The 25921-nt window shown below is 60.5% G+C and carries 23 protein-coding genes; 22 read left to right on the top strand and 1 reads right to left on the bottom strand.

The features are described 5' to 3' along the window. The first annotated feature begins 42 nt into the window (after positions 1-42). Entirely contained in the window at positions 43-1092 is a 1050-nt protein-coding gene (locus AC1DON_RS16185) for a COX15/CtaA family protein (protein WP_476935840.1), read from the top strand. Between the two features lie 38 nt (positions 1093-1130). Here the strand turns inward: AC1DON_RS16185 and AC1DON_RS16180 are convergent, their stop codons facing one another. Then, positions 1131-2561, bottom strand: coding sequence for an alkaline phosphatase PhoX (locus AC1DON_RS16180; RefSeq protein ID WP_476935839.1), 1431 nt, complete (start codon positions 2559-2561; stop codon positions 1131-1133). Positions 2562-2815: 254 nt separating this feature from the next. On the opposite strand from AC1DON_RS16180, the gene rplM reads away from it, so the two are divergent. The 21 genes from rplM (at position 2816) to lpxA (ending at position 25873) form a co-directional block, all read left to right on the top strand. Then, entirely contained in the window at positions 2816-3289 is a 474-nt protein-coding gene (rplM, locus tag AC1DON_RS16175) for a 50S ribosomal protein L13 (protein WP_476935838.1), read from the top strand. A 2-nt stretch (positions 3290-3291) separates the two neighbouring features. Further along, the gene (gene rpsI / locus AC1DON_RS16170; RefSeq protein ID WP_476935837.1) at positions 3292-3789 is read left to right on the top strand and encodes a 30S ribosomal protein S9; all 498 of its coding nucleotides are present in this window, start codon (positions 3292-3294) and stop codon (positions 3787-3789) included. Between the two features lie 118 nt (positions 3790-3907). Continuing rightward, positions 3908-4840, top strand: coding sequence for an N-acetyl-gamma-glutamyl-phosphate reductase (gene argC, locus AC1DON_RS16165; protein WP_476935836.1), 933 nt, complete (start codon positions 3908-3910; stop codon positions 4838-4840). 24 nt (positions 4841-4864) lie between these two features. After that, positions 4865-5125, top strand: coding sequence for a DUF1467 family protein (locus AC1DON_RS16160; protein ID WP_476935835.1), 261 nt, complete (start codon positions 4865-4867; stop codon positions 5123-5125). Positions 5126-5222: 97 nt separating this feature from the next. Further along, positions 5223-6542 (top strand): proline--tRNA ligase, encoded by a 1320-nt coding sequence (gene proS / locus AC1DON_RS16155; protein WP_476935834.1) that lies wholly within the window; start codon positions 5223-5225, stop codon positions 6540-6542. 4 nt (positions 6543-6546) lie between these two features. Then, the gene (locus AC1DON_RS16150; RefSeq protein WP_476935833.1) at positions 6547-7830 is read left to right on the top strand and encodes a lipoprotein-releasing ABC transporter permease subunit; all 1284 of its coding nucleotides are present in this window, start codon (positions 6547-6549) and stop codon (positions 7828-7830) included. Further along, on the top strand, positions 7823-8524 hold the full coding sequence (locus AC1DON_RS16145) for an ABC transporter ATP-binding protein (RefSeq protein WP_476935832.1): 702 nt from the start codon (positions 7823-7825) through the stop codon (positions 8522-8524). Before AC1DON_RS16150 ends, AC1DON_RS16145 begins: the two co-directional genes overlap by 8 nt. Positions 8525-8797: 273 nt before the next feature. Further along, complete coding sequence (gene dnaE, locus AC1DON_RS16140) at positions 8798-12232, top strand: DNA polymerase III subunit alpha (RefSeq protein ID WP_476935831.1); 3435 nt, start codon at positions 8798-8800, stop codon at positions 12230-12232. 230 nt (positions 12233-12462) lie between these two features. Further along, on the top strand, positions 12463-13233 hold the full coding sequence (gene rpsB, locus AC1DON_RS16135) for a 30S ribosomal protein S2 (protein ID WP_476935830.1): 771 nt from the start codon (positions 12463-12465) through the stop codon (positions 13231-13233). Positions 13234-13385: 152 nt separating this feature from the next. After that, a complete protein-coding gene (gene tsf, locus AC1DON_RS16130; RefSeq protein ID WP_476935829.1) occupies positions 13386-14303 on the top strand; it encodes a translation elongation factor Ts in 918 nt (305 codons plus the stop codon). A gap of 237 nt (positions 14304-14540) precedes the next feature. Then, positions 14541-15269, top strand: coding sequence for a UMP kinase (gene pyrH, locus AC1DON_RS16125; RefSeq protein WP_476935828.1), 729 nt, complete (start codon positions 14541-14543; stop codon positions 15267-15269). A 37-nt stretch (positions 15270-15306) separates the two neighbouring features. Next, positions 15307-15861 carry a ribosome recycling factor gene (gene frr, locus AC1DON_RS16120; RefSeq protein WP_476935827.1) on the top strand — a complete coding sequence of 185 codons (555 nt, stop codon included), beginning with the start codon at positions 15307-15309 and terminating at the stop codon, positions 15859-15861. Between the two features lie 123 nt (positions 15862-15984). After that, positions 15985-16755, top strand: coding sequence for a polyprenyl diphosphate synthase (uppS, locus tag AC1DON_RS16115; protein ID WP_476935826.1), 771 nt, complete (start codon positions 15985-15987; stop codon positions 16753-16755). Next, positions 16736-17596 (top strand): phosphatidate cytidylyltransferase, encoded by an 861-nt coding sequence (locus tag AC1DON_RS16110; protein WP_476935825.1) that lies wholly within the window; start codon positions 16736-16738, stop codon positions 17594-17596. Before uppS ends, AC1DON_RS16110 begins: the two co-directional genes overlap by 20 nt. Position 17597: 1 nt before the next feature. Continuing rightward, on the top strand, positions 17598-18803 hold the full coding sequence (gene dxr / locus AC1DON_RS16105; protein WP_476935824.1) for a 1-deoxy-D-xylulose-5-phosphate reductoisomerase: 1206 nt from the start codon (positions 17598-17600) through the stop codon (positions 18801-18803). Between the two features lie 67 nt (positions 18804-18870). Then, entirely contained in the window at positions 18871-20073 is a 1203-nt protein-coding gene (locus AC1DON_RS16100; RefSeq protein WP_476935823.1) for a M50 family metallopeptidase, read from the top strand. A gap of 124 nt (positions 20074-20197) precedes the next feature. Further along, on the top strand, positions 20198-22609 hold the full coding sequence (gene bamA, locus AC1DON_RS16095) for an outer membrane protein assembly factor BamA (protein ID WP_476935822.1): 2412 nt from the start codon (positions 20198-20200) through the stop codon (positions 22607-22609). Positions 22610-22657: 48 nt separating this feature from the next. Further along, a complete protein-coding gene (locus AC1DON_RS16090; RefSeq protein ID WP_476935821.1) occupies positions 22658-23449 on the top strand; it encodes an OmpH family outer membrane protein in 792 nt (263 codons plus the stop codon). A 15-nt stretch (positions 23450-23464) separates the two neighbouring features. Continuing rightward, a complete protein-coding gene (gene lpxD, locus AC1DON_RS16085; RefSeq protein WP_476935820.1) occupies positions 23465-24514 on the top strand; it encodes a UDP-3-O-(3-hydroxymyristoyl)glucosamine N-acyltransferase in 1050 nt (349 codons plus the stop codon). A 56-nt stretch (positions 24515-24570) separates the two neighbouring features. Further along, positions 24571-25038: a 3-hydroxyacyl-ACP dehydratase FabZ gene (fabZ, locus tag AC1DON_RS16080; RefSeq protein ID WP_476935876.1), complete on the top strand. Its 468-nt coding sequence runs from the start codon at positions 24571-24573 to the stop codon at positions 25036-25038. A gap of 46 nt (positions 25039-25084) precedes the next feature. Beyond that, positions 25085-25873 carry an acyl-ACP--UDP-N-acetylglucosamine O-acyltransferase gene (lpxA, locus tag AC1DON_RS16075; protein WP_476935875.1) on the top strand — a complete coding sequence of 263 codons (789 nt, stop codon included), beginning with the start codon at positions 25085-25087 and terminating at the stop codon, positions 25871-25873. Positions 25874-25921 lie beyond the last annotated feature (48 nt).

The following is a 25921-nucleotide window of genomic DNA, read 5'->3' as shown; positions in this document are numbered from 1 at the left end:
TGTTGCCGTGCGATACGATTGCGTTGTTGTAGAGGCGTTCTTTTGCGACTTCCCCTGAAATCCCCATCGGTCGCGGCCTGGCTTTTCGTCGCCGCCTTTCTGATTTTCGCCCTGGTCGCCGTCGGCGGCGCGACCCGTCTGACCCAGTCCGGCCTGTCGATCACCGAATGGAAGCCGATTTCCGGCATCGTACCGCCGATGAGCGACGCGGCGTGGACGGCCGAGTTCGAAAACTACAAAAAGATTCCGCAATATTCCCAGATCAACGCCCATATGAGCGTCGACGATTTCAAGGGCATCTACTGGTGGGAATGGGCGCACCGTGTTCTGGCGCGACTGCTGGGCTTTGTCTATCTGCTGCCCTTTGTCTGGTTCCTGATCCGCAAGGAAATGCCCAAACGCATCCTCTGGCGATCGGCCGTGGCCATAGGCCTGATCCTGTTCCAGGGTGCCGTTGGCTGGTGGATGGTCGCGAGCGGCCTGACCAAGCGCGTTTTTGTGGCGCCTGAAATGCTAATGGCGCACCTGTCGATGGCATTGATGCTGTTCATGTGGACCCTATGGACCGGGCTTGAGGCCGGCGCGGGTGAGAACCGCAGCCGCGGCGCGCCCATGGGGTGGAAGATCGCCGGCTTTGCGCTGGCAGGAATCGTCTTCCTGCAATGCATGCTGGGGGCGCTGGTCGCCGGCAACCATGCCGGCCTGCTTTACAACGACTGGCCGCTGATGAATGGCGGGTTCATGCCGCAAATCGATTGGTCGCGCGGCCTCTATATTACACTCTTCCATGACCAGGGCTGGGTGCAGTTCATCCATCGCATGAACGCCTACCTGCTGTTCCTGTTCGCGATTGGCTTTGCGGCGTTGTTGACCCGCAAATGTCAGGACGATGACCTCAAGGCACTGGCCTGGGGCGTCGCGGGCGCTGTCACCGTCCAGGCGGGACTTGGCATCGCGACGCTGTGGACCGTGGTCAATATCTGGCTGGCCCTGGCACATCAGTTGATGGCGATTGTCGTTCTGGCCTTGAGCGTCTTTTTGGCGTGGAAAGTGGCCCGCGCCGATCGCGTCTTCCGGCGCGGCGGGTTTTAAAAAAAAGCCCTCTCTGCCGGGCAAAGAGGGCTTTTTACTTACGCCTGTACCGCCACATCCTTGAATGTATTCCACGGCCCGGTGATGGCGACCGTTATGCCATTGGCCTGCAGGTTGGCGAACAGGGTCGAACCGTCCGGCGAGAAGCACACCCCCGCCCATTCCGAGTTCTGCGGATTGACGTTGCGCGCGAAGGTCGCGATCTTGCCCTGCGGCGTCACGATGCGCAGGTGGTTGATCAGCACGTCCGAATAGCGGTCCTCGCAGACGTAGAGGTGCCCCCACGGCGAAACCGTTAGATTGTCGGCATAGTCCAGCACGGTCTGGTCGCCGGACTCGACGAACAGGTCGATCGTACCCGGATGTCTGGCTTCATCGCTGGTGCCTTCGTGGGCAGACGGCGTGTAGCGCATGATCTGGCCGAAGCCGTGCGGACCGCCGGCGGTGCAGGCAAAGAACAGCTCGCCATTGCCCCAATGAATGCCTTCGCCGCGTACGAAGCGCGCCGCGCCCTGCGCAAAGCCTTCTTCGCGCAGGGTATCGCCCGGGCTTTCGACATTTTTCATGTCGATCCACGAGACTTTGAAACGGTCGCCCATCTTCCATAGTACGCTGGTCTGGTTGCCCGTTTCGGCCTTGGGGGCGTCGCGGATCACCAGGGCCTGGAGCTTGCCGCCGTGTCGCAGTTCGCCTTTACGGGCCGGGATAAAGCGGTAGAACAGGCTGTTCGGCCGGTCCTCGGTCAGGTAGACGATCCCGGTGCGCGGATCGACGCAGACCGCCTCGTGGTCAAAACGTCCCATGGCCTTCAGGGGCAGGGGCTCGACCAGGCCCTTGTGCGCCGACGGCACTTCGAAGACCCAGCCATGGTCTTTGCCGACGCCGTCGCCGGTACCAATGGTGGTTTCTTCGCAGGTCAGCCACGATCCCCAGGGCGTCAACCCGCCGGCACAGTTGGTCGAGGTGCCGGTCAGCGACAGGTAGTGGCTGTCCAGCGTCTGCGTCTTGATATTGTAGATCAGGGTCGAAGTGCCGCCGCCCAGCGGGAAGTCGTCGTCAGATGTAAAGTCATAGACCTTGCTGCGATCCAGCTTGTCCATGTTCTGGCCCAGGCCGCCAACCGGAAACTGGTTGCGCGTCTTGTGGTTGAGTTCGTGGTTGCGGACGAGGATAACCTTGTCCGGATCGGAATGCGCGAACGCCGCCATGCCGTCGTGCTTGCCGGGCACCAGCAGGCCGTCGTCCATGGTTTCGCCCATGCGCGAGAAGATGCGATAGCTGAAGCCTTCCGGCAGTTCGATCAGGCCGTTCGGGTCGGCCTTCAGCCTGCCATAGCCTTCGATCTCGTTGCGATAGCCGGGATCAGCTTTGGGGTCGGCTGGCCGGATAGCAGCTCGGGCATTGAGGCCCATGAAGGCTAAAGAGGTGGCGGCGGAGCCGGCCAGGAAGAGACGACGCGATAAGGACATTATGGAACCTGAAGTTTTGTGTCGGGTGAAACGGTTAGACCAAAGCGTATCCGTCGCATAGAGTGCGGGCATCAAACTTTTATGACGAAAATAAGCGGTAATTTAATACCAAGTCCAATTTCTTCAATAAAATCATATCGATCCGACCGGTTTTGCGCGAAATAATGCGTTGACACTCCAGGGGGCCTCCTGTACATGACGCGCCTCTTCGCCGCGCAGGGGCTAACTTTGCGCGACAATCCAAGGAATTTCTCATGTTGACGTCCACAACCGCGGCTCTCAAGCCCGCCGATGTCGAGAAGAAGTGGATCGTGATCGACGCCCAGGATGCCGTGCTCGGCCGTCTGGCGACCTTCATCGCCATGCGTCTTCGCGGCAAGCATCTGCCGACCTACACCCCGAACGTCGATTCCGGTGACTATGTCATCGTGATCAACGCCGAAAAGGTGCATCTGACCGGCAAGAAGCATAACGAAATCTTCTACTGGCACACCGGCCACCCCGGCGGCGTCAAGCAGCGTACGCTTGGCCAACTGCTGAACGGCAAGTATCCTGAGCGCGTGCTGACCAAGGCGGTCGAGCGCATGCTGCCCAAGGAATCGCCGCTGGCCCGCGCCCAGATGACGCACCTGCGCATCTATGCCGGCGAAGCCCACCCCCACGAAGCTCAACAGCCGGAAGTCGTCGACTTCAAGGCGCTGAGCCGCAAGAACGTCCGGAGCGTCTGATCATGGCCGAAGTTGAAGAACAAACCACTGGCGGCCAAGGCCTGGAAGCTCTCGCTTCGCTGTCGTCCAACCCGGTCGAAGCCAAGGTCGAGCGCGTTCAGATCCTCGACAAGTATGGCCGCGCCTATGCCACCGGCAAGCGCAAGAACGCCGTCGCCCGCGTCTGGATCAAGCCGGGTTCCGGCAAGTGGATCATCAATGACCGCGAACAGGAAGTGTACTTTGCACGTCCGGTTCTGCGCATGATGATCGCTCAACCGCTCAACCTGACGGACCGCGCGACGCAGTTCGACGTCTTCGTGTCGGTGCACGGTTCGGGCCTGTCGGGTCAAGCCGGCGCCATCCGTCACGGCCTGTCGAAGGCGCTGACCTATTATGAGCCCGGCCTGCGCCCGGCTCTGAAGGCCGCCGGCTTCCTGACCCGCGACTCGCGCGTCGTCGAGCGTAAGAAGTACGGCCGCGCCAAGGCTCGCCGCTCCTTCCAGTTCTCGAAGCGTTAATCGCTGCGGAATACGTACGCGAAAGGCGCTTCGGGCAACCGGGGCGCCTTTTTCTATGCTTGTTTTATTTGACGCCAACGCTTAACCCGGCGCGAAGTTCGGGTAGCGGAGATTCATTATGACGAAAAAGGTATTCATCGACGGTGAAGTCGGCACGACGGGCCTGCAAATCCGTGAGCGCCTGGATGGCCGCAGCGATATCGAACTGATCCGCCTGACCGAAGACAAGCGTAAGGACGCCGGCGCGCGCAAGGAAGCGCTGAACGCCGCCGACGCCGTCATCCTGTGCCTGCCGGACGATGCGGCGCGCGAAGCCGTGTCGCTGATCGAGAGCCCTGACGTCTGTGTCATCGACGCTTCGACCGCCCACCGTGTCGCCGAAGGCTGGACCTTCGGCTTCCCGGAAATGACCGAAGGCCACCGCGAAGTGATCGCGGCCTCCAAGCGCATCAGCAATCCCGGCTGCCATTCGACCGGCTTTATCGCCCTGGTCCGTCCGCTGGCTGAGATCGGTGTCATTCCGCCTTTCTTTCCGATCACCGCATCATCGCTGACTGGCTACACAGGCGGCGGCAAATCCATGATTGCCGAATTCGAAAGCGGGCAGGGGCGTGAGCGCATCTACGCCACCAGCCTTAAGCACAAGCACCTGCCGGAAATGCAGGTCTATTCCGGCCTGGAAAGCCCGCCGGTCTTCTCGCCGACGGTTGCCAAGTTCGCGCAAGGGTTAATCGTCCAGGTGCCGCTGCACCTGTGGGCGCTGCCGGATGAGCCCGATGTGGCCGGCATCCACAGCATCCTGACGGCGCACTACGCCGGCGAGCGCTTCATCCGCGTCGCCTCGCTCGAGGAAAGCGCGGAGGCCAAGGCCGTTGATGCCGACGCCTTTGCCAACACCAATCAACTGTTGATCCATGTCTTCGGCGACGATGACACGCAGACCGCCAACCTGGTTGCTGTCTTCGACAATCTCGGCAAGGGGGCGTCGGGCGCGGCTGTGCAAAACCTCAATCTGGTGCTAGGTGTCGATGAAGGCCTCGGTCTGATTTAACAGAGGCCACTGGAGTTTCTGCCCATGTTCACCACCATCGTCACCTGGATCGCCATCTACATCATGATCTGGTGGGTGACCCTGTTCGCCGTCCTGCCGATCGGCGGTAATCCCAGCCACCACGAGGCGGGCGTCGAAGTCATCAAGGGCAACGATCCGGGGGCGCCGGTCAATCCGAACCTATGGAAGAAGGCCAGGCTCAACAGCATTGTTGCCTTTGTCGTCTGGGTGCTGGTGCTGGGTTTGAGCTTCTTCGTGCACATCCCGCTGCCGGGCACCGAATAGTTCCACACCGGCGTTTTTCGCCATCAAAAAGACTGACACATTTTTCAAACCTGCTTAGGGTGCGCGCGCCCTGATATCTAACTGAACGGATTCTCTCATGCGCCTGTCGCGCTACTTCCTGCCCCTTCTCAAGGAAAACCCCGCCGAAGCCCAGATCGTCTCGCATCGCCTGATGCTGAGGACCGGCATGATCCGTCAGGAAGCCGCCGGCATCTATGCCTGGCTGCCGCTGGGCCTCAAGGTGCTGAAGAAGGTCGAAAAGATCGTCGAGGAAGAAATGGCCCGCGCCGGCGCCATCCAGATGCTGATGCCGACCCTGCAACTGGCTGACCTGTGGCGCGAATCCGGCCGTTACGAAGATTACGGCCAGGAGATGCTGCGCATCAAGGACCGCCATGAGCGCGAAATGCTCTACGGCCCGACCAACGAGGAAATGATCACCGAGATCTTCCGTGGCACCGTCCGGTCGTACAAGGACCTGCCGCTGAACCTTTATCACATCCAGTGGAAGTTCCGCGACGAGCAGCGCCCGCGCTTCGGCGTCATGCGCGGCCGCGAATTCCTGATGAAGGACGCCTACAGCTTCGACGTCGATGAAGCCTCGGCGCGCAAGGCTTATAACCGCATGTTCGTGGCCTATCTCAACCTCTTCGGTCGCATGGGCCTGAAGGCCGTGCCGATGCGCGCCGACACCGGCCCGATTGGCGGCGATCTCAGCCACGAATTCATCATCCTGGCCGACACCGGCGAAAGCGCCGTCTTCTGCCACAAGGACCTGGTTGATATGCCGACACCAGGCAATGATGTCGACTGGGACGACCTGCAAGCCATAGTCGACGGCCGCACGTCGCTGTATGCGGCGACCGAAGAAATGCATAATCCCGACGATTTTGCTGACGTTCCGGCCGACAAGCAGTTGTCGGCGCGCGGCATCGAGGTCGGCCACATCTTCTATTTCGGCGAAAAGTATTCCAAGCCGATGAAGGCCGTCGTCAACGGCCCCGACGGCGAAATCACCGTCCACATGGGCTCTTATGGCGTTGGCGTCTCGCGTCTGCTCGGCGCGATCATCGAAGCCAGCCACGACGAAGCCGGCATCATCTGGCCGGAAAGCGTCGCCCCGTTCGATGTCGGCCTGATCAACCTGCGCGCTGGCGACGAAGCTTGCGATGCCGCCTGTGACAAGGCCTACAAGGCCCTGGCTGCTGCCGGTCGTGACGTCCTCTACGACGACCGCGATGATCGTCCGGGCGCCAAGTTCGCCTCGATGGACCTGATCGGTATTCCGTGGCAGCTGATCATTGGACCCAAGGGCCTGGCCGAGGGTAAGGTCGAGCTGAAGAACCGCGCCACGGGCGAACGCCAGACGGCCGATTTCGATGAAGTGCTTGCACAACTGACGAAGGCAAAGGCCTGATCATATGGGATTTTTGAAGGCGCTGTTCGGTTTCCGTCCCTGGGAATTCAGCCTGGCCATGCGCTATCTGCGAACCCGCCGCAAGGATGGCGGGATCGCCGTCATCGCCATCATCTCCTATATCGGCATTGCCCTGGCCGTCACGGCGCTGATCTCGACCATGTCGATCATGAACGGCTTTCGCGATGAGATGCTGTCGCGATTGCTGGCCTTCGGCGGTCATGGCTATCTGTATGGCGCGCCGCTGGATGACTTTGCGCACCGTGACGACATGCTGAAGCGCCTCAAGGCCGTGCCGGGCGTCACGCAGGCGGCGCCCTTCCTGACCGGTGCGGCTCTGATCCAGAGTACCAGTGGCGATATCGATGGCGCCTATGTGCGCGGCGTCGAGCCCGATACGCTGAAGAACACCTCGATCATCGTCAACAATATCAAGGATGGGTCTCTCAAGCAGTTCGGTGTCGGCGACTATGGCGGCAATGTCGTCATGGTCGGTGATGGCCTGGCCAGCCGCATGGGACTGCGCGCCGGCGACGAGGTAACGCTTGTTTCGCCCGGTGGATCGACGGCGTTCGGCGCCACGCCGCGGCGAGTGGTCTATACGGTGGGTGGCGTTTTCCATAGCGGTGTCAGCGAGATTGACCGCGCCTTCGTCTATCTGCCGCTCAACCAGGCCCAGCTCTTCTTCGATCGCGAAGACGAATGGGACATGGTCGAAATCAAGGTCCAGAACCCTTACGATATAACGGCCTGGCGCGGGCAACTGCTGCAGGCGGCCGGCGACAAGGCGCTCTTCCAGGACTGGACGCAGACCAACGGCTCGCTGTGGGGCGCGCTTCAGGTCGAACGCGCCGCCATGGGTTTCATCCTGTTCTTCATCGTCATCATCGCCTCGCTGAACATCATTTCCGGCGTCGTCATGCTGGTGAAAAACAAGGCGCGGGATGTCGCCATCCTGCGGACCATGGGCGCGGATCGGTCCGCGATTTCACGTGTCTTCTTCCTGACGGGCACCACGATCGGTGCGGCCGGTACGGTCACCGGCCTGTTGCTGGGCGTCCTGTTCTGCACCTTCATCCGCGAAATCCAGCACTTCCTGGAATGGGTCTTTCAGCACGACCTCTTCCCCAAGGACGTCTATTACCTCGATCACGTGCCGGCCAAGATGGACCCGGTCGAAGTGACCTTCATCGTCCTCGCCTCGCTGCTGGCGGCGTGCCTGTCGACCCTATTCCCGTCGCTTTGGGCGGCCAAGCTCGAGCCTGTAGAGGCACTTCGCTATGAGTAAGCCAATCCTCTCCCTGCGCGATCTGCACCGCAATTACAAGGTCGGCGAAGGCCGCACATTGACGGTGCTGAATGGTGTCGATCTCGATATTGCGCCCGGTGAATTCGTCGGCCTGGTCGGGCCGTCGGGTTCGGGCAAGTCGTCATTGTTGCATGCCGTCGGTCTGCTCGAAGCAGCGCCGAATGCCCGCCTGACCATAGATGGTCAGGATTTCCACACTGCCAACGAGGAACAACGGACGCGGGCACGACTGGAAAAGATCGGCTTCGTCTATCAGTTCCACCACCTGTTGCCGGAATATTCGGCGCTGGGCAATGTCGCCCTGCCGCAACGTATTCTGGGCCGTAGCGCCGTTGATGCCGAGGCGAGGGCGCGCGAACTGCTGACGACGCTTGGTCTGGCTGAGCGCCTGGACCACCAGCCGGCGCAGCTGTCGGGCGGCGAACAGCAGCGTGTGGCGATCGCCCGGGCACTGGCCAACAATCCGCGCCTGTTGCTGGCGGACGAACCGACGGGCAATCTTGACCCGGATACGTCCAGGCAGGTCTTCGATGCCTTGAAGACGATCGTGAAGGCGCAAGGTGTAGGGGCGCTGATCGCCACGCACAACCTGGAACTGGCGCGGCACATGGACCGCGTGGTGCGTTTGGAGAACGGAACACTCGTACCGTTCACGCCAGAACGCGTCTCCTAACACATTGTAATTTCGCTTCTTTCACATTTTGTTCCCGTAATTCACAGAAAGGATTTGCGGTGAGAACAAAACCGGAATATAGAACAAAACAAGAATTATCCATCAGTGGCCAGGAACGGCCGCACGATGTTCCGGAAATAGGAGTGGAAAAATGGTCGGCGCCTTGCATCATGTATTGTCTTTCGCTTCGGTAGCGGCTTTTGTCGCGGTCATGTGTCAGGTTCTGTCCATGGCGGCGTGAGTCGCGAGAAGACCTGAAGTCGGGAGGCGGCTGTGAGCGAAGACTTTGTCCATCTAAGAGTCCGCTCGGCCTATTCGGTTCTCGAAGGCGCCATAAAGGCCTCCGATATGGGCAAGCTGGCTCTGAAGAACGAGATGCCGGCGGTTGCTATCACCGATCGTTGCAATCTCTTCGGCGCGCTCGAATTTTCGCAGGCCTGCAAGGATGCGGGTATCCAGCCGATCGTCGGCGCCGCCATCCCAGTCAAGGGCATTGGCGTTACGCCGAAGGAAAATTGGGCGCGGATTCCGACGATTATCCTCTATGCCCAGAATGAACAGGGCTATCTCAATCTTACCAAACTGTCGTCCAAGGCCTATGTCGAGAATGACGGCATCCAGGAACCGCACGTCACCTGGGCTGACATTGCCGAGAATAACGAAGGCCTGCTAGCTCTCTCCGGCGGGTTTGATGGGCCGGTCGATGTCGCCTTCCGCCAGAACAAGCCCGAAGAGGCCAAGACGGCCCTTAGGGCGATGCTCGAAGTCTTTGGTGATCGTTTCTACATCGAACTTCAGCGCCACGACGGCGGCCCGCACGGTGGCATAAAGGGTGGACCAGCCGAGATCGGCCTTGTCGAATTCGCCTATGAGAATGATGTCGGGCTGGTAGCGACCAACGACGCCTATTTTGCCTCTCCGGACCTCTACCGCGCCCACGAAGCACTGCTGTGTATTTCAGACAGTACGTTTTTGGGCGTTGATGACCGCCGCAAGGTCACCAAGGATCACTGGTTCAAGCCGTCAAAGGCAATGCGCGAACTGTTCGCCGACCTGCCGGAAGCCTGCGACAACACGCTGGAATTTGCCCGCCGTTGCGCCTTCATGGTCAGTAAGCGCGATCCCATCCTGCCGCGCTTTGATACCGGCGATGGCCGTAACGAGGCCGAGGAACTGGCCTACCAGGCGCGCGAAGGGCTGAAAGAGCGTCTCAAGCAGGTCAAGCTGGCCGTGCCTGAAGAGGACTACTGGGCGCGCCTGGAGCGCGAAATCGGCGTCATCCAGAAGATGGGCTTTCCTGGCTACTTCCTGATCGTTTCGGACTTCATCAAGTGGGGCAAGTCCCACGGCGTGCCGGTCGGACCGGGGCGGGGGTCGGGCGCCGGCTCGCTGGTTGCCTGGGCGCTATTGATTACTGATCTGGATCCGCTGCGCTTTGGCTTGCTGTTTGAACGCTTTCTGAATCCGGAACGGGTATCGATGCCCGACTTCGATATCGACTTCTGCCAGGAACGCCGCGAAGAGGTGATCTCCTACGTGCAGGAGAAGTACGGCCGCGACCGCGTGGCCCAGATTATCACCTTCGGTACGCTGCAGGCGCGTGCCGTTCTGCGCGATACCGGCCGCGTCATGCAGTTGCCGCTGGGCCAGGTTGATCGCTTGTGTAAGATGGTGCCGAACAACCCGGCCAATCCAACCACGCTGGCGCAGGCCATTGAGATCGAGCCGCGTCTCAAGCAGGCGCGCGACGAGGAAGAGGCGGTCAGGAACCTGCTCGATACGGCGCTGCGCCTCGAAGGCCTGTACCGCAACGCCTCGACCCACGCTGCCGGTATCGTGATCGGCGACCGGCCCTTGATCGAATTGGTGCCGCTCTACCGCGATCCGCGTTCCGACATTCCCGCCACCCAGTTCAACATGAAGTGGGTTGAAAGCGCCGGCCTGGTCAAGTTCGACTTCCTGGGTTTGAAGACCCTGACCGTGCTTGACCGCGCGCAGAAGTACCTGCGTAAGCGCGGCATCGACATCAACTATTCGACCCTGGCTTTGGACGATACGCCGACCTACGAACTGCTGGCCTCGGGCCAGTCGATCGGCGTGTTCCAGCTTGAAAGCCAGGGCATGCGCGACACCCTGCGCAAGATGCGCTGTGGTTCGCTGGAAGAAATCACCGCCCTGATCTCGCTCTATCGTCCGGGTCCGATGGACAATATCGACACCTATGTCGATCGTAAGTTCGGCCGGCTTGAGATCGATATGCTGCATCCGTCGCTGGAGCCGGTGCTGAAGGAGACCTACGGCGTCATCATCTATCAGGAACAGGTGATGCAGATCGCCCAGGTCCTGTCGGGCTACAGTCTCGGTGAAGCCGACCTGCTGCGCCGCGCCATGGGTAAGAAGAAGAAAGAGGAAATGGACCTGCAGAAGGCCCGTTTCATTTCCGGCGCCGCAGAGAAGGGCGTGCCCGAAAAGCAGTCGGACAGCATTTTCGAACTGGTGAACAAGTTCGCCGGCTACGGCTTCAACAAGTCGCACGCCGCCGCCTACGCCTTTATTTCGTACCAGACGGGCTATCTGAAGGCCAATCACCCGGTCGAATTCTTCGCCGCGACCATGAGTCTCGATATCGCCAATACCGATAAACTGGCGGTCTTCTACCAGGATGCCCGGCGTTTCGGGATTACGATCAAGGCGCCGGACATCAACACCTCCATGGCCGATTTCGACGTCGAAAATGGCGAAATCCTCTATGCGCTGGGCGCCATCCGCAACGTCGGCTTCGAGGCCATGCAGAGCGTGATCGAAACGCGCGAGCGTGATGGCAAGTTCACCGACATTTTTGACTTCCTGGAACGGATCGACCCCAAGGCGGTCAACAAGCGCGCGATCGAAAACCTGGCCAAGGCCGGCGCCTTCGATTCGATTCATCCCAATCGCTCGCAGATCCTGCAATGCGCCGACATCTTCATGGCCTATGCCCAGAGCATGGCTGCGGAGCGGGCGGCATCTCAGGTCAGCCTGTTCGGCTCCAGCCAGTCGTCGCGGCCACGTGTGCCCAATGTCAATCCGTCGTCGGGACCGGCGCGGCTGGACGAAGAACTGTCGGCGATCGGCTTTTATCTGTCGGGGCATCCGTTGCAGGATATGGTCGATGTCTTCAAGCGCAAGAAGGTGACGCTGTACGCCGAAGCCCTGTCCCTGGCCCAGGAGGGCCGCGAAGCCTTCCGCATGGCCGGCGTCATTCGCAGGCGCCAGGAACGCGCTGCCGCGGGCTCGGGAGAGAAGTTTGCCTTCGTCACCCTGTCCGACCCGACCGGCGAGTACGAGGTCCTGTTCCCGCCGGAATCGCTGAAAAAGAACCGCGATAATCTCGAACCTGGCACTTCGATCGTGCTCAAGGTTCGCTCCAAGGGCCGTGACGGCGAAGTGCGCTTCTTTGGTGACGAGGCGACGCCTCTGGCTGCGACGCTCAACACCAATGATATGGGGCTGCGTGTACACGTCTCGGCCCAGGTCATCGACCTGGCACTGCTGCGGACCTACCTGGAAGAGGCAAAGGGCAAGACCGGCGGTGAGATCACCCTGCTGAGCGATCTGAGCGGGCAGGGTGAGATCGAGGTGAAGATGCCGCAGCGCTACAGTCTCGATGCGACTCTGCGTGGGCGGCTCAAGGCCATGCCCGGCGTGACCTACTTTGAGGATGTCTAAGCTATGTGTGTGTGCGGTTTTCCGCTGACATCGCGACAAAGCAGTTACACACCTTGCGTTTTTCTATTCGTAAGGCTTGCTTTTTTTTGAAATTGTGAATAGGTGCGCGTCATCTCACACGCAGACGTGCGCCCCGACTTGTTCGGGACGTTCCGAGGCTCAGGGCAGGCATGTGTTTGCCCACGCTTTTCAGTCTGCGGAGGATTATCGGAAGAAGGAAGATCTGACTTATGGCTATGCCTGAAATTTCTATGCGCCTCCTGCTCGAAGCCGGCGCGCACTTCGGTCACCAGACCCACCGCTGGAACCCGAAAATGGAGCGTTACCTGTTTGGTGCGCGTTCCAACATCCACATTATCGACCTGTCGCAGACCCTGCCGCTGTTCCACCAGGCGCTCCTAAAGGTGCGTGAAGTGGCTGCTTCGGGTGGCCGCGTCCTGTTCGTCGGCACCAAGCGCCAGGCACAAGGCCCGGTTTCGGTCGCCGCCAAGCGTTCGGCGCAGTACTTCGTTAACCACCGTTGGCTGGGCGGCACGCTCACCAACTGGCGCACCATTTCGGGCTCGATCGCGCGTCTGCGCGAACTGGAGCAGGTGCTGGACAACAACCCGGCCGGCCGTTCCAAGAAGGAACTGCTGATGCTGACGCGCGAGCGCGAAAAGCTGGAACTGTCGCTGGGCGGCATCAAGGACATGGGCGGTATCCCCGACCTGATGTTCGTGATCGATACCAACAAGGAATCGATCGCCATCCAGGAAGCTCGCAAGCTGAACATCCCGGTCATCGGTATCCTCGATTCGAACTCGGATCCGGACGGCATCACCTTCCCGGTCCCGGGCAACGACGACGCCGCCCGCGCCCTGCAACTGTATTGCGACCTGGTCGCTGACGCCGTTCTCGACGGTCTGGCCGCTGGTCAGGTCGCATCGGGCGTTGATCTTGGCGCCGCTGTGGCTCCGGTTGAGCCGGCCCTGTCGGCCGAGACTTCCGAACAGGCCTAAGGCTTCCTATATACGGGTCCAGGCTACAGCCCGGACCCGTCACGACTTGAAACAGCTTAAGGCGCGATTACGTCCTTAAGCTGTTGTTTAATTGACATGGATCGCCGCTAGCATGCGGCACGATCTTAAATTTCTGATCTATGGAGGATTTCATGGCTGAGATCACTGCAGCGCTCGTTAAGGACCTGCGCGACCGTTCCGGCGTTGGCATGATGGACTGCAAGAAGGCGCTGGCCGAGAACAACGGCGATATCGAAGCGTCGATGGACTGGCTGCGCGCCAAAGGCCTCTCCAAGGCTGCCAAGAAGGCTGACCGCATCGCAGCTGAAGGCCTGGTTGTCGTTGCCACCAAGGTCGAAGGCAAGGGCATGACCGCCGCTGCCGTCGAAGTGAACGCTGAAACCGACTTCGTGTCGCGCAACGACCTGTTCCAGACCCTGGCCCGCAACGCCGGTAAGGCCGGTCTCGAAAACGACACGGTCGAAGGCGTTGCCGCGGCTGTCAATGACGAGATCACCAACCTGATCGCCACGATCGGCGAAAACATGGTCGTGCGCCGTTACGCCAAGTTTTCGGTCTCCGAAGGCGTCGTCGCCACCTACATCCACAACGCTATCGCGCCGGACCTCGGCCGTATCGGCGTTCTGGTTGCCATCGAATCGGCTGGCGATCCGGAAGTGCTGAAGGAAATGGGCCGCAAGGTCGCGATGCACATCGCCGCCACGCAGCCGCTGTCGCTGAACGTCGAGGACCTGAACCAGGAACACGTCGAACGCGAAAAGGCCATCCTGACCGAGCAGGCCAAGGAATCGGGCAAGCCGCTGCAGGTCATCGAAAAGATGATCGAGGGCCGCATCCGCAAGTTCTACGAAGAAGTCGTGCTGCACAAGCAAGCCTTCGTCATGAATCCGGATCAGACCGTCGAGGAACTGGTTGCCGAAACCGCCAAGACGCTCGGCACGCCGGTCAAGATCATCGGCTTCAACCGTCTCGCCCTCGGCGAAGGCGTTGAGAAGAAGACCGAAGACTTCGCTGCCGAAGTCGCTTCGATGATGACGGGCCAGGCCTAAGCTGTTGGCTTGACGAAAATCAGGCGCGGTGCCCTTGGGCGCCGCGCCTTTTTCTTTGGCTTTTTTTGTCGCGATATTTTACCAAAAACCGCTGCACACTTTTTGGCATATCGCTATGAAGCCTTTTCCAGCAAGCTTTCGCGATCAAGCCTTGCGTCAAAAGGCCTGGCAAACTATTCAGGGCGCTGAAAACCGCGCGCCCTCAGCGGTCCCCATTTGATTCCCGGAGATATTTCCATGGCCAGCGCCCCGGCAGATTTGAAGTACAAACGCATCCTGCTGAAGGTCTCGGGCGAAGTCCTGATGGGGGATCAGGGCTTCGGCATCGACATGAATACGGTGAAGGCCGTCGCCGAGGAAATCGCCCACGTGGCGCGTCAGGGCGTCGAGCTTTGCCTCGTCATTGGCGGTGGCAATATCTTCCGCGGCCTGTCCAAGGCCGCGGTCGGCATGGAACGTTCGTCTGCCGACTATATGGGCATGCTGGCGACCGTCATGAACGCCCTGGCCATGCAGAACGCCCTGGAACGCTTAGGGGTAGATACCCGCGTCCAGTCAGCCATCCAGATGAACGCTGTCTGCGAACCCTTCATCCGCCGTCGCGCCATCCGCCACCTTGAAAAGGGCCGGGTGGTCATTTTTGCCGCCGGCACCGGTGCGCCTTACTTCACGACCGACACGGCAGCAGCTCTGCGCGCCGCCGAAATGAACTGCGACGCGTTGTTCAAGGGCACGTCGGTCGACGGCGTCTACACGGCCGACCCCAAGAAGGACGCCAGCGCCCAGCGTTACGATAAACTGAATTATCTCGAAGTCTTAACTAAAGATCTTCGTGTAATGGATGCGACTGCGGTATCGCTGATGCGCGAAAACGAAATCCCTATCGTCGTCTTCTCTATCCGCAATGAAGGCGAATTGGCCAAGGTCATCCACGGCGGTGGCGTACACACCGTCATTTCGCAATAATCTCAAAGAAAACAAATAGCAGGAAGCGAGAACTGCCATGAAACCTGATCTCAATCACTATAAGGACCGCATGGACAAAGCCGTGGTGGCCCTTAAGGACGACTTCTCCGGCCTGCGTACCGGCCGCGCCTCGGCATCGCTGCTCGACCAGGTGGTCGTGGACGCCTATGGTTCGACCATGGCGCTGAACGCCTGTGCCGCCGTGACGGTGCCGGAACCGCGCATGATCGCGGTCAATGTCTGGGACAAGGGCCTGGTCATCGCGGTCGAAAAGGCTATCCGCAATGGCGGCCTGGGTCTCAACCCGATCACCGACGGCCAGACCCTGCGCATTCCGATCCCGCCGCTGACCGAGGAGCGCCGCAAGGAGCTGGTCAAGATCGCCGGCAAGTACGCCGAAACCCAGCGCGTCGCGGTGCGCAATGTTCGTCGCGAAGCCATGGACGACCTCAAAAAGGCCGAAAAGGCTTCGGAGATATCGGAAGACGAAGAAAAGAAGGGCGGCACGGAAATCCAGGGATTCACCGACGCCGCAATCAAGCGCATCGACGAGACGCTGAAGGCCAAGGAAGCCGAAATCATGCAGGTGTAGGCGGTGAGGGCGGAATGCCGTCTTAACCCCCGATCTTACGATTTGATTTTACTAGAGGACAGTTGCAAGCTGGATTAGATTATCCGCGCACTGTCCTTTTCGCACGTGTCAGAAAGCCTTTTCATGCCCTTAGGCGTCGCCTCCGCCGATGAGACTAGCTCTGCAAGCGCCAGTGCGCCCTTGCATGTGGCGATTATCATGGACGGTAACGGGCGCTGGGCCAAGGAGCGCGGGCAGATTCGCACACTGGGGCACCGCGCCGGGGTCGAGGCGCTGAAGCGCACCATTACGGCGGCGGTCGATCTGGGTGTCACCCACATGACGGTCTTTGCCTTCTCGACCGAGAACTGGCGCCGGCCGGCGGCCGAAGTCAGCGACCTGATGGGCCTGCTGCGCGCCTTCATCAAATCGGATCTGGAACGCCTGCGCCGCGAAGGGGTTTGTGTTCGCATCATCGGTCAGCGCGATGGCCTGCCTGCCGATATCGTCGGCATGGTTGACGACGCCCACGAAAAAACCAAGACCAATTCGCGTTTCTTCCTGCAGGTCGCGCTGAACTATGGCGCCCAGGCTGATATCGTCGCGTCTGCGCGCGCCCTGGCCGAGCAGGTTCAGGCGGGCACGCTCAGGCCGGAAGAGATTACGCAGGAACGGTTCGAAGGCGGCCTGTCAACGCATGACCTGCCGCCGCTCGACCTGCTGATCCGGACCAGCGGCGAACATCGCCTGTCGAACTTCCTGCTGTGGGAAGCGGCCTATGCCGAATTCGTCTTCCAGGATATCCTCTGGCCGGATTATGGACGCGAGGCATTGCAATCCGCACTCGATATTTTCGCCGGACGAAGCCGCCGCTTCGGCGGCATAGAGGCAGGAAATGTCGCCCAGCCTGCCTAAAACAGCGAAGGCTGGCGCCCGCCGGCGTGAACTTGCCATCCGCATCGCTTCCGCCCTGGTCCTGATACCGATCGTTCTGGGCCTGATCGCCCTGCCGTTCGACTGGATGCCGTTCACGCGGCCTTGGCCTTTCCTGGTCATGATCAGCGTCGGTATCGCCCTGCTGAGCATCGAATGGGGCGTGATGGTGGCGCCAAAGGCCGCCAGCCGGATCGCGGTTGCGGTCAGCGTGGCCATATTGGCAGCGATCTTCGTCGGCTATCTCGGCCATCCTGTCCTGTCGCTGCTGATCCTGGCCTTCGGATCGCTGTGCGCGGGGCTTTATGCTTACAGGCTTGGCGTCGGATGGATCGATGCCGCCTACGGTGTTTTCTATATCGGCCTGCCGGGGACGGTGCTGATATGGCTCAGGGACACGCATCATGGCGTTCACTGGGTTTTCTTCGCCTTCCTGATTGCCTGGGCGGCTGACAGCGCCGCCTACCTTGTCGGTAAGGTCGTCGGCGGCCCCAAGCTGTGGCGGCGTTATTCGCCCAACAAGACCTGGTCAGGCTTTGCCGGTGGCATGATCGCCGGCATGCTCACGGCAGCCAGCCTGAACGACCTGACGCACCTGTTCGTGCACGATACGTCAGGCCTGATCGTCGGCCTGATCGTCGCCTTGTCGACCATGGCCGGCGACCTGTGGGAATCGGCGCTGAAACGGCGTTACGGGGTCAAGGATGCCGGGACGCTTATCCCCGGTCACGGTGGATTGCTTGACCGCGTTGACGGCTTGATGTTTGCCATTGTCGCGATCGGGGCTATACGTCTTCTGGTCATGCTCGGAACAGAGATCTAACGTGCGGCGTATTTCCATCCTCGGATCGACGGGTTCGATCGGCGTCTCGACCCTGCGTCTGCTGGAAGAGACCGGGGTTCCGGGCAAGGACTACCATATCGAAGCGCTGGTTGGGGGGCGCAATGTCGAGCTGCTGGCCGAACAGGCGTTACGGTTTCGCCCAGGCATAACAGTCCTGGCCGACGCGTCGCAATGGACCGTTTTCCGGGACCTTATCGGTGATAGTGGCCTCGACATTGCCTGTGGCGACGATGCCGTCTGTGAAGCGGCGTCCCGTCCCGCCGACTGGATCATGGCGGCGATCGTCGGCATTGCCGGCCTCAGGCCCGTCTGGGCGGCGGCGGCTACAGGCGCGACCCTGGCGCTGGCGAACAAGGAAAGCCTGGTTGGCTGCGGCCGGGCGCTGATTGAGCGCGTCGAAGCCCATGGTGGGCGCCTTTTGCCGGTCGATTCGGAACACAATGCCATCTTCCAGGTACTGGATGCGCGCCAGGCCGACAAGGTCAGCCGCCTGATCCTGACGGCGTCGGGCGGGCCATTCCTGGGGCGGTCGCGCGACGACCTGCGCTTGGTGACGGTAGAGCAGGCGCTCAAGCATCCCAACTGGGCGATGGGCGCAAAGATCACGGTCGATTCTGCCACCCTGGCCAATAAGGGTCTTGAACTGATCGAAGCCAGCTATCTGTTCGACGCCCCGTCGGAAAAGATCGATGTTGTCATCCATCCGCAATCGGTGATCCACAGCCTGGTCGAATATGACGACGGTTCGTCGCTGGCGCAACTGGGTACGCCGGACATGCGCGTGCCGATCTCATACTGCCTGGGCTGGCCAGATCGCGTCACTTGGAAGGCGCCGAAACTGGATCTTGTCGCCAAGGGCAACCTGTCCTTCTGTGCGCCGGATCTGGAGGCCTTTCCCATGCTCAGGCTGGCGCGTGAGGCGCTTGAGGCAGGGCAGGGGATGCCGGTGGTCTTCAATGCCGCCAACGAGGTGTGCGTGCAGGCGTTTCTCGACCGCCGCATCACATTCTTACAGATATCCGAATATGTCGAAATTGCCATGATGAAGGCTCATTTACCGTCTATGCCTTCCCCACATCACACAAGTCGTGATAGGGATGCCGCCATGGTGCTGGCGCTTGACATCGATTCCGGTGTCCGGGAGCTGGTGCGGGGCCTGTTTGCCAACGCCACTCTCGGCGCGTGAAAAGGGGCCCGGCATTGACGAACGGCCGGACAGACAATAGCCGTCGCGGCGCGAGGGAGACCGTTTCTTGATTCAGTTCCTGGTCGGCATACCGCTGTTTCTGGTGATCATTTCGATCATCGTGGCCTTTCATGAATATGGCCATTACAGCGTTGCGCGCCTGTTCAATACCCGCATCGAACGCTTCTCCATCGGCTTTGGCAAAATTCTCGTCCGCCGCAAGGACAAGCGCGGCGTCGAATGGTGCATCAGCGCCCTGCCTCTGGGCGGCTATGTCAAATTTGCCGGCGATGAGAATGTCACCTCGATGTCGCCTTCGTCCGAAGAGCTGGACGCGGCGCGGGCGGCGATTGCCGAGCGCGAAGGCGCTGAGGCCGTTGCCGACTATTTCCATTTCAAGCCGCTGTATCAGCGCGCCCTGATCATCCTCGCCGGACCGGTGTTCAATTTCATCCTGGCGATCTTCCTGTTTACCATCATGTTCTCCGTGTTCGGTGATCGCGAAGGCCACGCTAAAATTACCCGGATTCTGCCTGACTCGCCCGCAGCCGCTGCGGGTCTTCAGGCCGGCGACATCGTGCAAAGCGTCGACGGACGGGCTGTCGTGGGCGCGCCGGACCTTATCAAGCTGGTTGGCCTGCGTGCGGACAGCCAGGCCCGCCTGGAGATCGATCGCGGCGGCAAGATTTTGACAGTGGTTATCACGCCTAAGCGGGGCAAGCTCGATACGGGCGATCCGAATGACGGCGTTCAGGGCGGGCGTATCGGTGCGGAAGTCATGAGCGAGGTCGAGAGCATCCGGTTGAATCCGGCGCAGGCTTTTGTCAGGGCGTGCGCGGAAACCTGGTCCGTTCTCGACACGACTTTCACCTATATCGGCCGCATCTTTGTCGGCAAGGAAAACGGCGACCAGCTGAGCGGCGTCATCGGCATGACCAAGGTGACCGGTGACTTGACGCTGGATCCCGCAATTGCCAAATTGCCACCCGAAATTCAGGCGCTGAACTTGTTCTTGCGCTTCCTGGTCATAACGGCCAGCATTTCCATCGGTGTTGGCTTCCTCAACCTGCTGCCGATCCCGATGCTGGACGGCGGTCACCTGGCATTTTATGCGTGGCAGGGCGTCACAAAGAAGCCGGTGCCTATCGCCGTGCAGAACGTGGCTATTCGCATGGCCGTCGTCCTGATATTAGGGCTGATGCTGTATGCGGCCTGGAACGATCTGAACCGGACCGGTCTGGTCAAATTCGTCGGGGGACTGCTGTCATGACTGAGCGTAAACTGACCTTCAGCCCCGTCTGCCAAGGTGGCGGAGATACCCCGTGAATCCTGACCTTCGCACCGCCACTACCCGTACCCCCAAAAAACGTACTCACAGCCTGCTTAGAGGCCGCATGACCCTTTCCCACAGCCTTTCCTTCAGCGCCAGCGTCATGGCTCTTATTGCGGGCGGCACGTTTGCCACGGCCGCTGACGCGCGCGCCTTCCTGATGCAGGATGCAGCGGCGCCGGTCGCCGAAGCGCCGCCGGAAGCGCAGGCTCAGGCCCCAGCCGCTCCCGCGCAGCAGACCGCCTACGTGTCGGCTATTTCGGTCCAGGGCAATGAGCGGATCGATTCGCAGACCATCGTTTCCTACCTGCCGTTCCAGACCGGATCGACCGTCGACGCAGAAATGATCGACTTGGCGGTCAAGACGCTCTATCGCACCGACCTGTTCTCGGACGTCCAGATCGCCATGAATGGCGGCGAGATGGTCGTCACCGTCGTCGAAGCCCCCATCATCAACCAGGTGGTCTTCGAGGGCAACAAGTCGATGACCAAGGACAAGCTGCGCGACGAGGTCCAGATCCGTCCGCGCGGCGTCTTCACCAAGGCAAAGGTCCAGGAAGACGTCCAGCGCATCATTGAACTGTATCGCAAGGCCGGCCGCATCTCGGCGACCGTGACGCCAAAGATCGTCGAACTGCCGCAAAAGCGCGTCGACCTGATCTTTGAAATCACCGAAGGCGTCAAGACGGGCGTGGCATCGGTCAACTTCATCGGCAATACAGCGTTTTCGGACAACGAGCTGCGTGGCGTGGTCGTGACGCAGAAGTCGTTGTGGTGGCGGTTCTTCTCGTCGAACGACAACTACGACCCGGATCGTATGGATTACGACCGCGAGCAGTTGCGCAAGCACTATACCAACCGTGGCTACTACGATTTCCGTGTCATCTCGGCGGTGGCCGAACTGACTCCGGACCGCAAGGACTTCGCCATTTCGTACACGCTGGACGAGGGCCAGAAGTACAATTTCGGCCGTATCAGCATCAAGACCGACAACGACAAGCTGAAGTCGGAAGACCTGCTGCGCTCGATCTCGATCCGTCCGGGCCAGCTCTATGAAGCCGAGCGCGTCGAAAAGGCTGTCGATGACCTGACCTTCGCTGCCGGTTCACGGGGCTTTGCCTTCGTTGATATCCGTCCTCAGGAAGAAGGTGATCCGAACGATCGCAATGTCGACCTGACCTTCAATGTGCATGAGGGCGCGCGCGTCTATATCGACAAGATCGACATTGTCGGCAACACCCAGACGCTGGACCGCGTCATTCGCCGCCAGTTGCTGGTGTCGGAAGGCGACGCCTACAACAAGGCGCTGCTGGAACGTTCCAAGGTCTACGTCCGCGGCATGGGCTTCTTCAAGGAAGTCGACATCAAGGACAAGCCGTCGCCCCAGGCCGGCAAGACCAATATCGAGGTTGCGGTCGAAGAACAGCCCACGGGCGAACTCAGCTTCGGCGCCGGCTTCTCGTCGTACCAGAAGTTCATCCTCGACATCGGTGTGTCGCAGTCGAACTTCCGCGGTACGGGCCAGCAGATCCGCGCCCGCGTCCAGACCGGCTCGATCCAAAAGGATATCGACTTCTCGTTCACCGAGCCGTACTTCATGAACCGCAACGTTCAGGCCGGCTTCGACCTGTTCCAGAGTTCGTATCACTACAAGGGCGTCAGCTACTCGACCGACACGATTGGTGCCGGCGTTCGCCTGGGGTATAACCTGAACGGCTACTCGCTGCTGCGCCTGCGCTACAACATGCGCAGCGACAATATCGATTATGGCACCAGCGCTTGTGACGACCTGCTGTACAATTGCGGCAAGGGCATAACCTCGTCGGTCGGCTACACCCTGTCGTTCGATCTGCGCAACGACTTCATCCAGCCGACGCGCGGCTGGAACGTCGTCCTGCGCCAGGACTTTGCCGGTCTTGGCGGCGATGTCCGCTACGTCCGCACCGAAGCCGAAGCCCATTGGTACCACGGCTTCCGCAAGGACATGATCCTGCACCTGTCGAGCACGGCGGGCGCCATTATCGCCTTCAACGGCGACTCGGTGCGCATCAACGACCGCTTCTTCAAGGGCGGGGACACGATGCGCGGCTTCGAGTATGCTGGTATGGGGCCACGTGACACCTCGACGACCTACGCCCTCGGCGGCCAGTACTATGGTATCGCTTCGGCGGAACTGGGTATTCCCAACGGCCTGCCGGAACAATATGGCCTTAAAACGGCTTTATTCATGGATTTAGGTACGCTTGGCGGGGTCGATCGCCGCCTTAAGGTTTACCAAACCAGCGGCAATGGTTTCAATGCGGGGGATGCAAACACCAGTATTCGTGACGACCTGTCGCTGCGGGCTTCGGCGGGTGTCACCATCCGCTGGAAGTCGCCGATGGGCCCGATCCAGTTCGACCTAAGCCAGATCCTGTCTCGCGAAGAATACGATAAGGTCGAAACCTTCCGCTTCTCGCAATCGACACAATTCTGATAATAATCGCTGACCTTAACTCTCTCAACCAAACACAAAGTACCGGACATGAAACACGCGAACCTCTTCCTGATCGCCGGCCTGGCGGCCCTGACCGCCGGCGCAGCCAATGCTCAAACCGCTGCCGCTCCGACGCCGCCGACCTTCGGCGCCGCCATCCCAGGTCAGTGCGTGCTCGACGAACAGGCCGCCATGGCCAACTCTGCCATTGGCAAGGCTGCCTCTCAGCGCCTGGTCCAGCTGAAGTCGAACGTCGATGCCGAGCTGCAGCAGCAGGGCACGGCGCTGGAAACCGAATACAAGACGCTGGCTGCCAACCAAAAAACGCAGGCCGCCACGCCGGCTGGCAAGACCGCCTGGGAAACCAAGGCTCAGGACTGGGCCAAGAAGCGCGACGCTTTCCAGGGCAAGGTCCAGCAGCGCCAGCAGGAAATGCAGTATACCCAGCAGGAAGTGATGGCGGCGATCTTCTCGAAGCTGATCCCGAACATCAACGCTGTCGTGACGCAAAAGGGCTGCTCGACCGTTGTTTCGGCCGCCAGCCTGCTCAGCTATGACACGACGACGACGGGCGCGGACGGCAAGCCGGTTGCCCAGAAGTTCACCTATGTCAATCCGGCTATGGACATCACCTCGGCTGTGGTGCAGAAGATTGACTCCACCGGCGAACTGCTGCCGGCCTTCGACCGCGTAAGCCTCGACCAGCAAGCCGCCCCGGGCGCCGCTGCTGCTCCGGCCGCGCCGAGGCCTGCCGCTGCCGCTCCGAAGCCCGCTGCGCCCAAGCCTGCGGCCGCTGCTCCGAAGCCAGCCGCGACGGGGACTGCGCCGAAGCCGAACTAAGAGTTAAGTCCATCTATGCCTGATCTGCGTTTTTTTGAAGTCGGTTCAAAGATCGACGTAGATCAGGTCCTGGGGCTGACATCGACCCGGCTATTGTCGCCGGACGCGAAGGGGAGCGGCTTCATAGAGGCCTGCGCCCCTTTATCGTTTGGAGGGCAGGGTTCAGGCGAAGGTAAGGCGGCGTTTTTCAGTGACCGCCGCTACCTGGGCAAGCTGCAACGCACGCGCGCTGAGTACATTTTCGTCACTCCGGATTTTGCCGATCAGGTTCCGGAAGGCAGTGTTGCGTTGATCGGCGCATCGCCTCAGGCGGCGTGGTCGCGTCTCGCGGCAAAGCTCTACCAGCCGCGCGTTCACGATGGCGGGCAATTCGTGCACCCGTCGGTGCGCTGCGAGGAGGGCGTGTCGCTGGGGGTCGGCGTCGTCATCGGTCAGGGCGTCGAGATTGGCGCCGGTACGCGCATCGAAGCCCATGCCGTGATTGGTCCCGGTGTCCGCATTGGCCGCAATTGTCGCATTGGTGCCCACAGCACCATTTATTGCGCCATGCTTGGCGACCGCGTGCAATTGTCGTCGGGTGTGCGGATCGGCGAGTCCGGGTTTGGCGTCAGCGGTGACGCCAGGGGGTTGGTCGATGTGCCGCAGTTGGGGCGCGTCATCCTGCAGGACGACGTGTCGGTCGGCGCCAATACCTGTATCGACAGGGGAGCTTTCGACGATACGATCATCGGAGAGGCGACCAAGATCGACAATCTTGTCCAGATTGCTCACAATGTTCGAATCGGTCGTAACTGCATTGTTGCAGCGCACGCGGGTCTTTCCGGATCGGTCGAGGTCGGTGATGGCGCCATGTTCGGTGGCCGCGCCGGAGTCGTCGATCACCTGCGTATCGGTGCCGGCGGCAAGATCGGCGCCGGGTCGTGTGTTTTCAAGGACGTTGCCGATGGCCAGACTGTGTCGGGTTATCCGGCCAGGGCGTCGCGGCAGTTTTTACGTGAAACCGTGTGGCTGGAAAAACAGGCCGCCGGGAATACCCCGCCCAGGGACAAGTCGGGCCAAGGATAAGGAAGAGTTAGATGAGCGATGCGGAACAAGACGTCCAGACGGCCCCGGCGGCTGACATGGGTGACGTAGCGGAAACCGGCGTTTCGGTAGATTATGCCGAGATCCTGAAGCGGATTCCGCACCGCTATCCCTTCCTACTGGTCGATCGCGGCGAAAACTGGATCAAGAACAAGTCGATGACCGGCATCAAGAATGTGAGCTTCAACGAGCCGTTCTTTCAAGGGCACTTCCCGGAAAACCCGGTCATGCCGGGGGTTTTGCTGATCGAAGCCATGGGCCAGACCGGCGCCGTGCTGATGTCGAAATCTTTGGACGCAGATGTTGAAGGCAAGACTATCTTCTTTATGTCGGTGGATGGTGTAAAGTTCCGCAGTCCGGTTCGTCCGGGCGATACGGTGCGCATGCCGGTCGAGGTGGTGCGTCATCGCGGCGATATCTTCAAGTTCCGCGGTGAGGCCTATGTCAACGACCGGATCGTCTGCGAAGCCGAATTCGCGGCCATGGTCGTCGAAAGCCCCAAATAATAAGGCCGCTCTTGCGCGGTCAGACTGAAAGACCTGCCTCATGAGTGTGACCATCCATCCCACCGCCATCATCCACGACGGCGCGCAACTTGGCGCGGACGTGGAGGTAGGGCCTTACTGCATTGTGGGGCAGCATGTGACCTTGCAGGATCGGGTGAAGCTGAAATCGCACGTGGTGATCGACGGCATCAGCGATATTGGCGCCGATACAGTCGTGCATCCGTTTGCGTGCCTGGGCGGGCCGCCGCAACATCTGGCGCACAAGGGCGAGCCGACCAAGCTGATCGTCGGTGAGCGTTGTCTGGTGCGCGAAAACGTCATCATGCATACGGGCACGGAAAAGGGCGGCGGGATCACGGTTGCCGGCAATGACTGTATGTTCATGGCGGGTTCGGGGATCGCGCACGACTGTATTCTCGGCAACAATGTCATCCTGGCGAACCAGGCGTCGTGCGGTGGTCACGTGCAGGTCGGTGATTTCGTGTTCCTGGGCGGATCGTGCGCCGTGCATCAGTTTGCGCGCCTGGGCCGGTATTCTTTTATCGGCGGCGGTGCGGTCGTGACCAAGGACGTCATTCCGTATGGTTCGGTGTGGGGCAACCATGCGCGGCTTGAAGGGTTAAACTTGGTCGGTTTGAAGCGCCGGGGCTTTTCGCGGGAAACGATTCTGCATCTGCGGACGGCCTATCGGATGATGTTCGCGGAAGAGGGCACGTTCCAGGAGCGTTTGGACGACGTGCTCGAGACCTATGCCGAAGTGCCTCAGGTCGTGGAGATCGTCAGGTTTATCCGGGAGGATTCGACGCGACCGATTTGTTTGCCGTCGGATCATTGACGCGACGCTGTCGAGTAACGGGGTTTGGGGGCTGTGCCCCCAAGCCTT

The sequence above is a fragment of the Asticcacaulis sp. P4_H10 genome (assembly GCF_056400965.1).
Note: the sequence above shows the minus strand (reverse complement) of the source record. Positions and strands in the feature narration are given on the sequence as shown.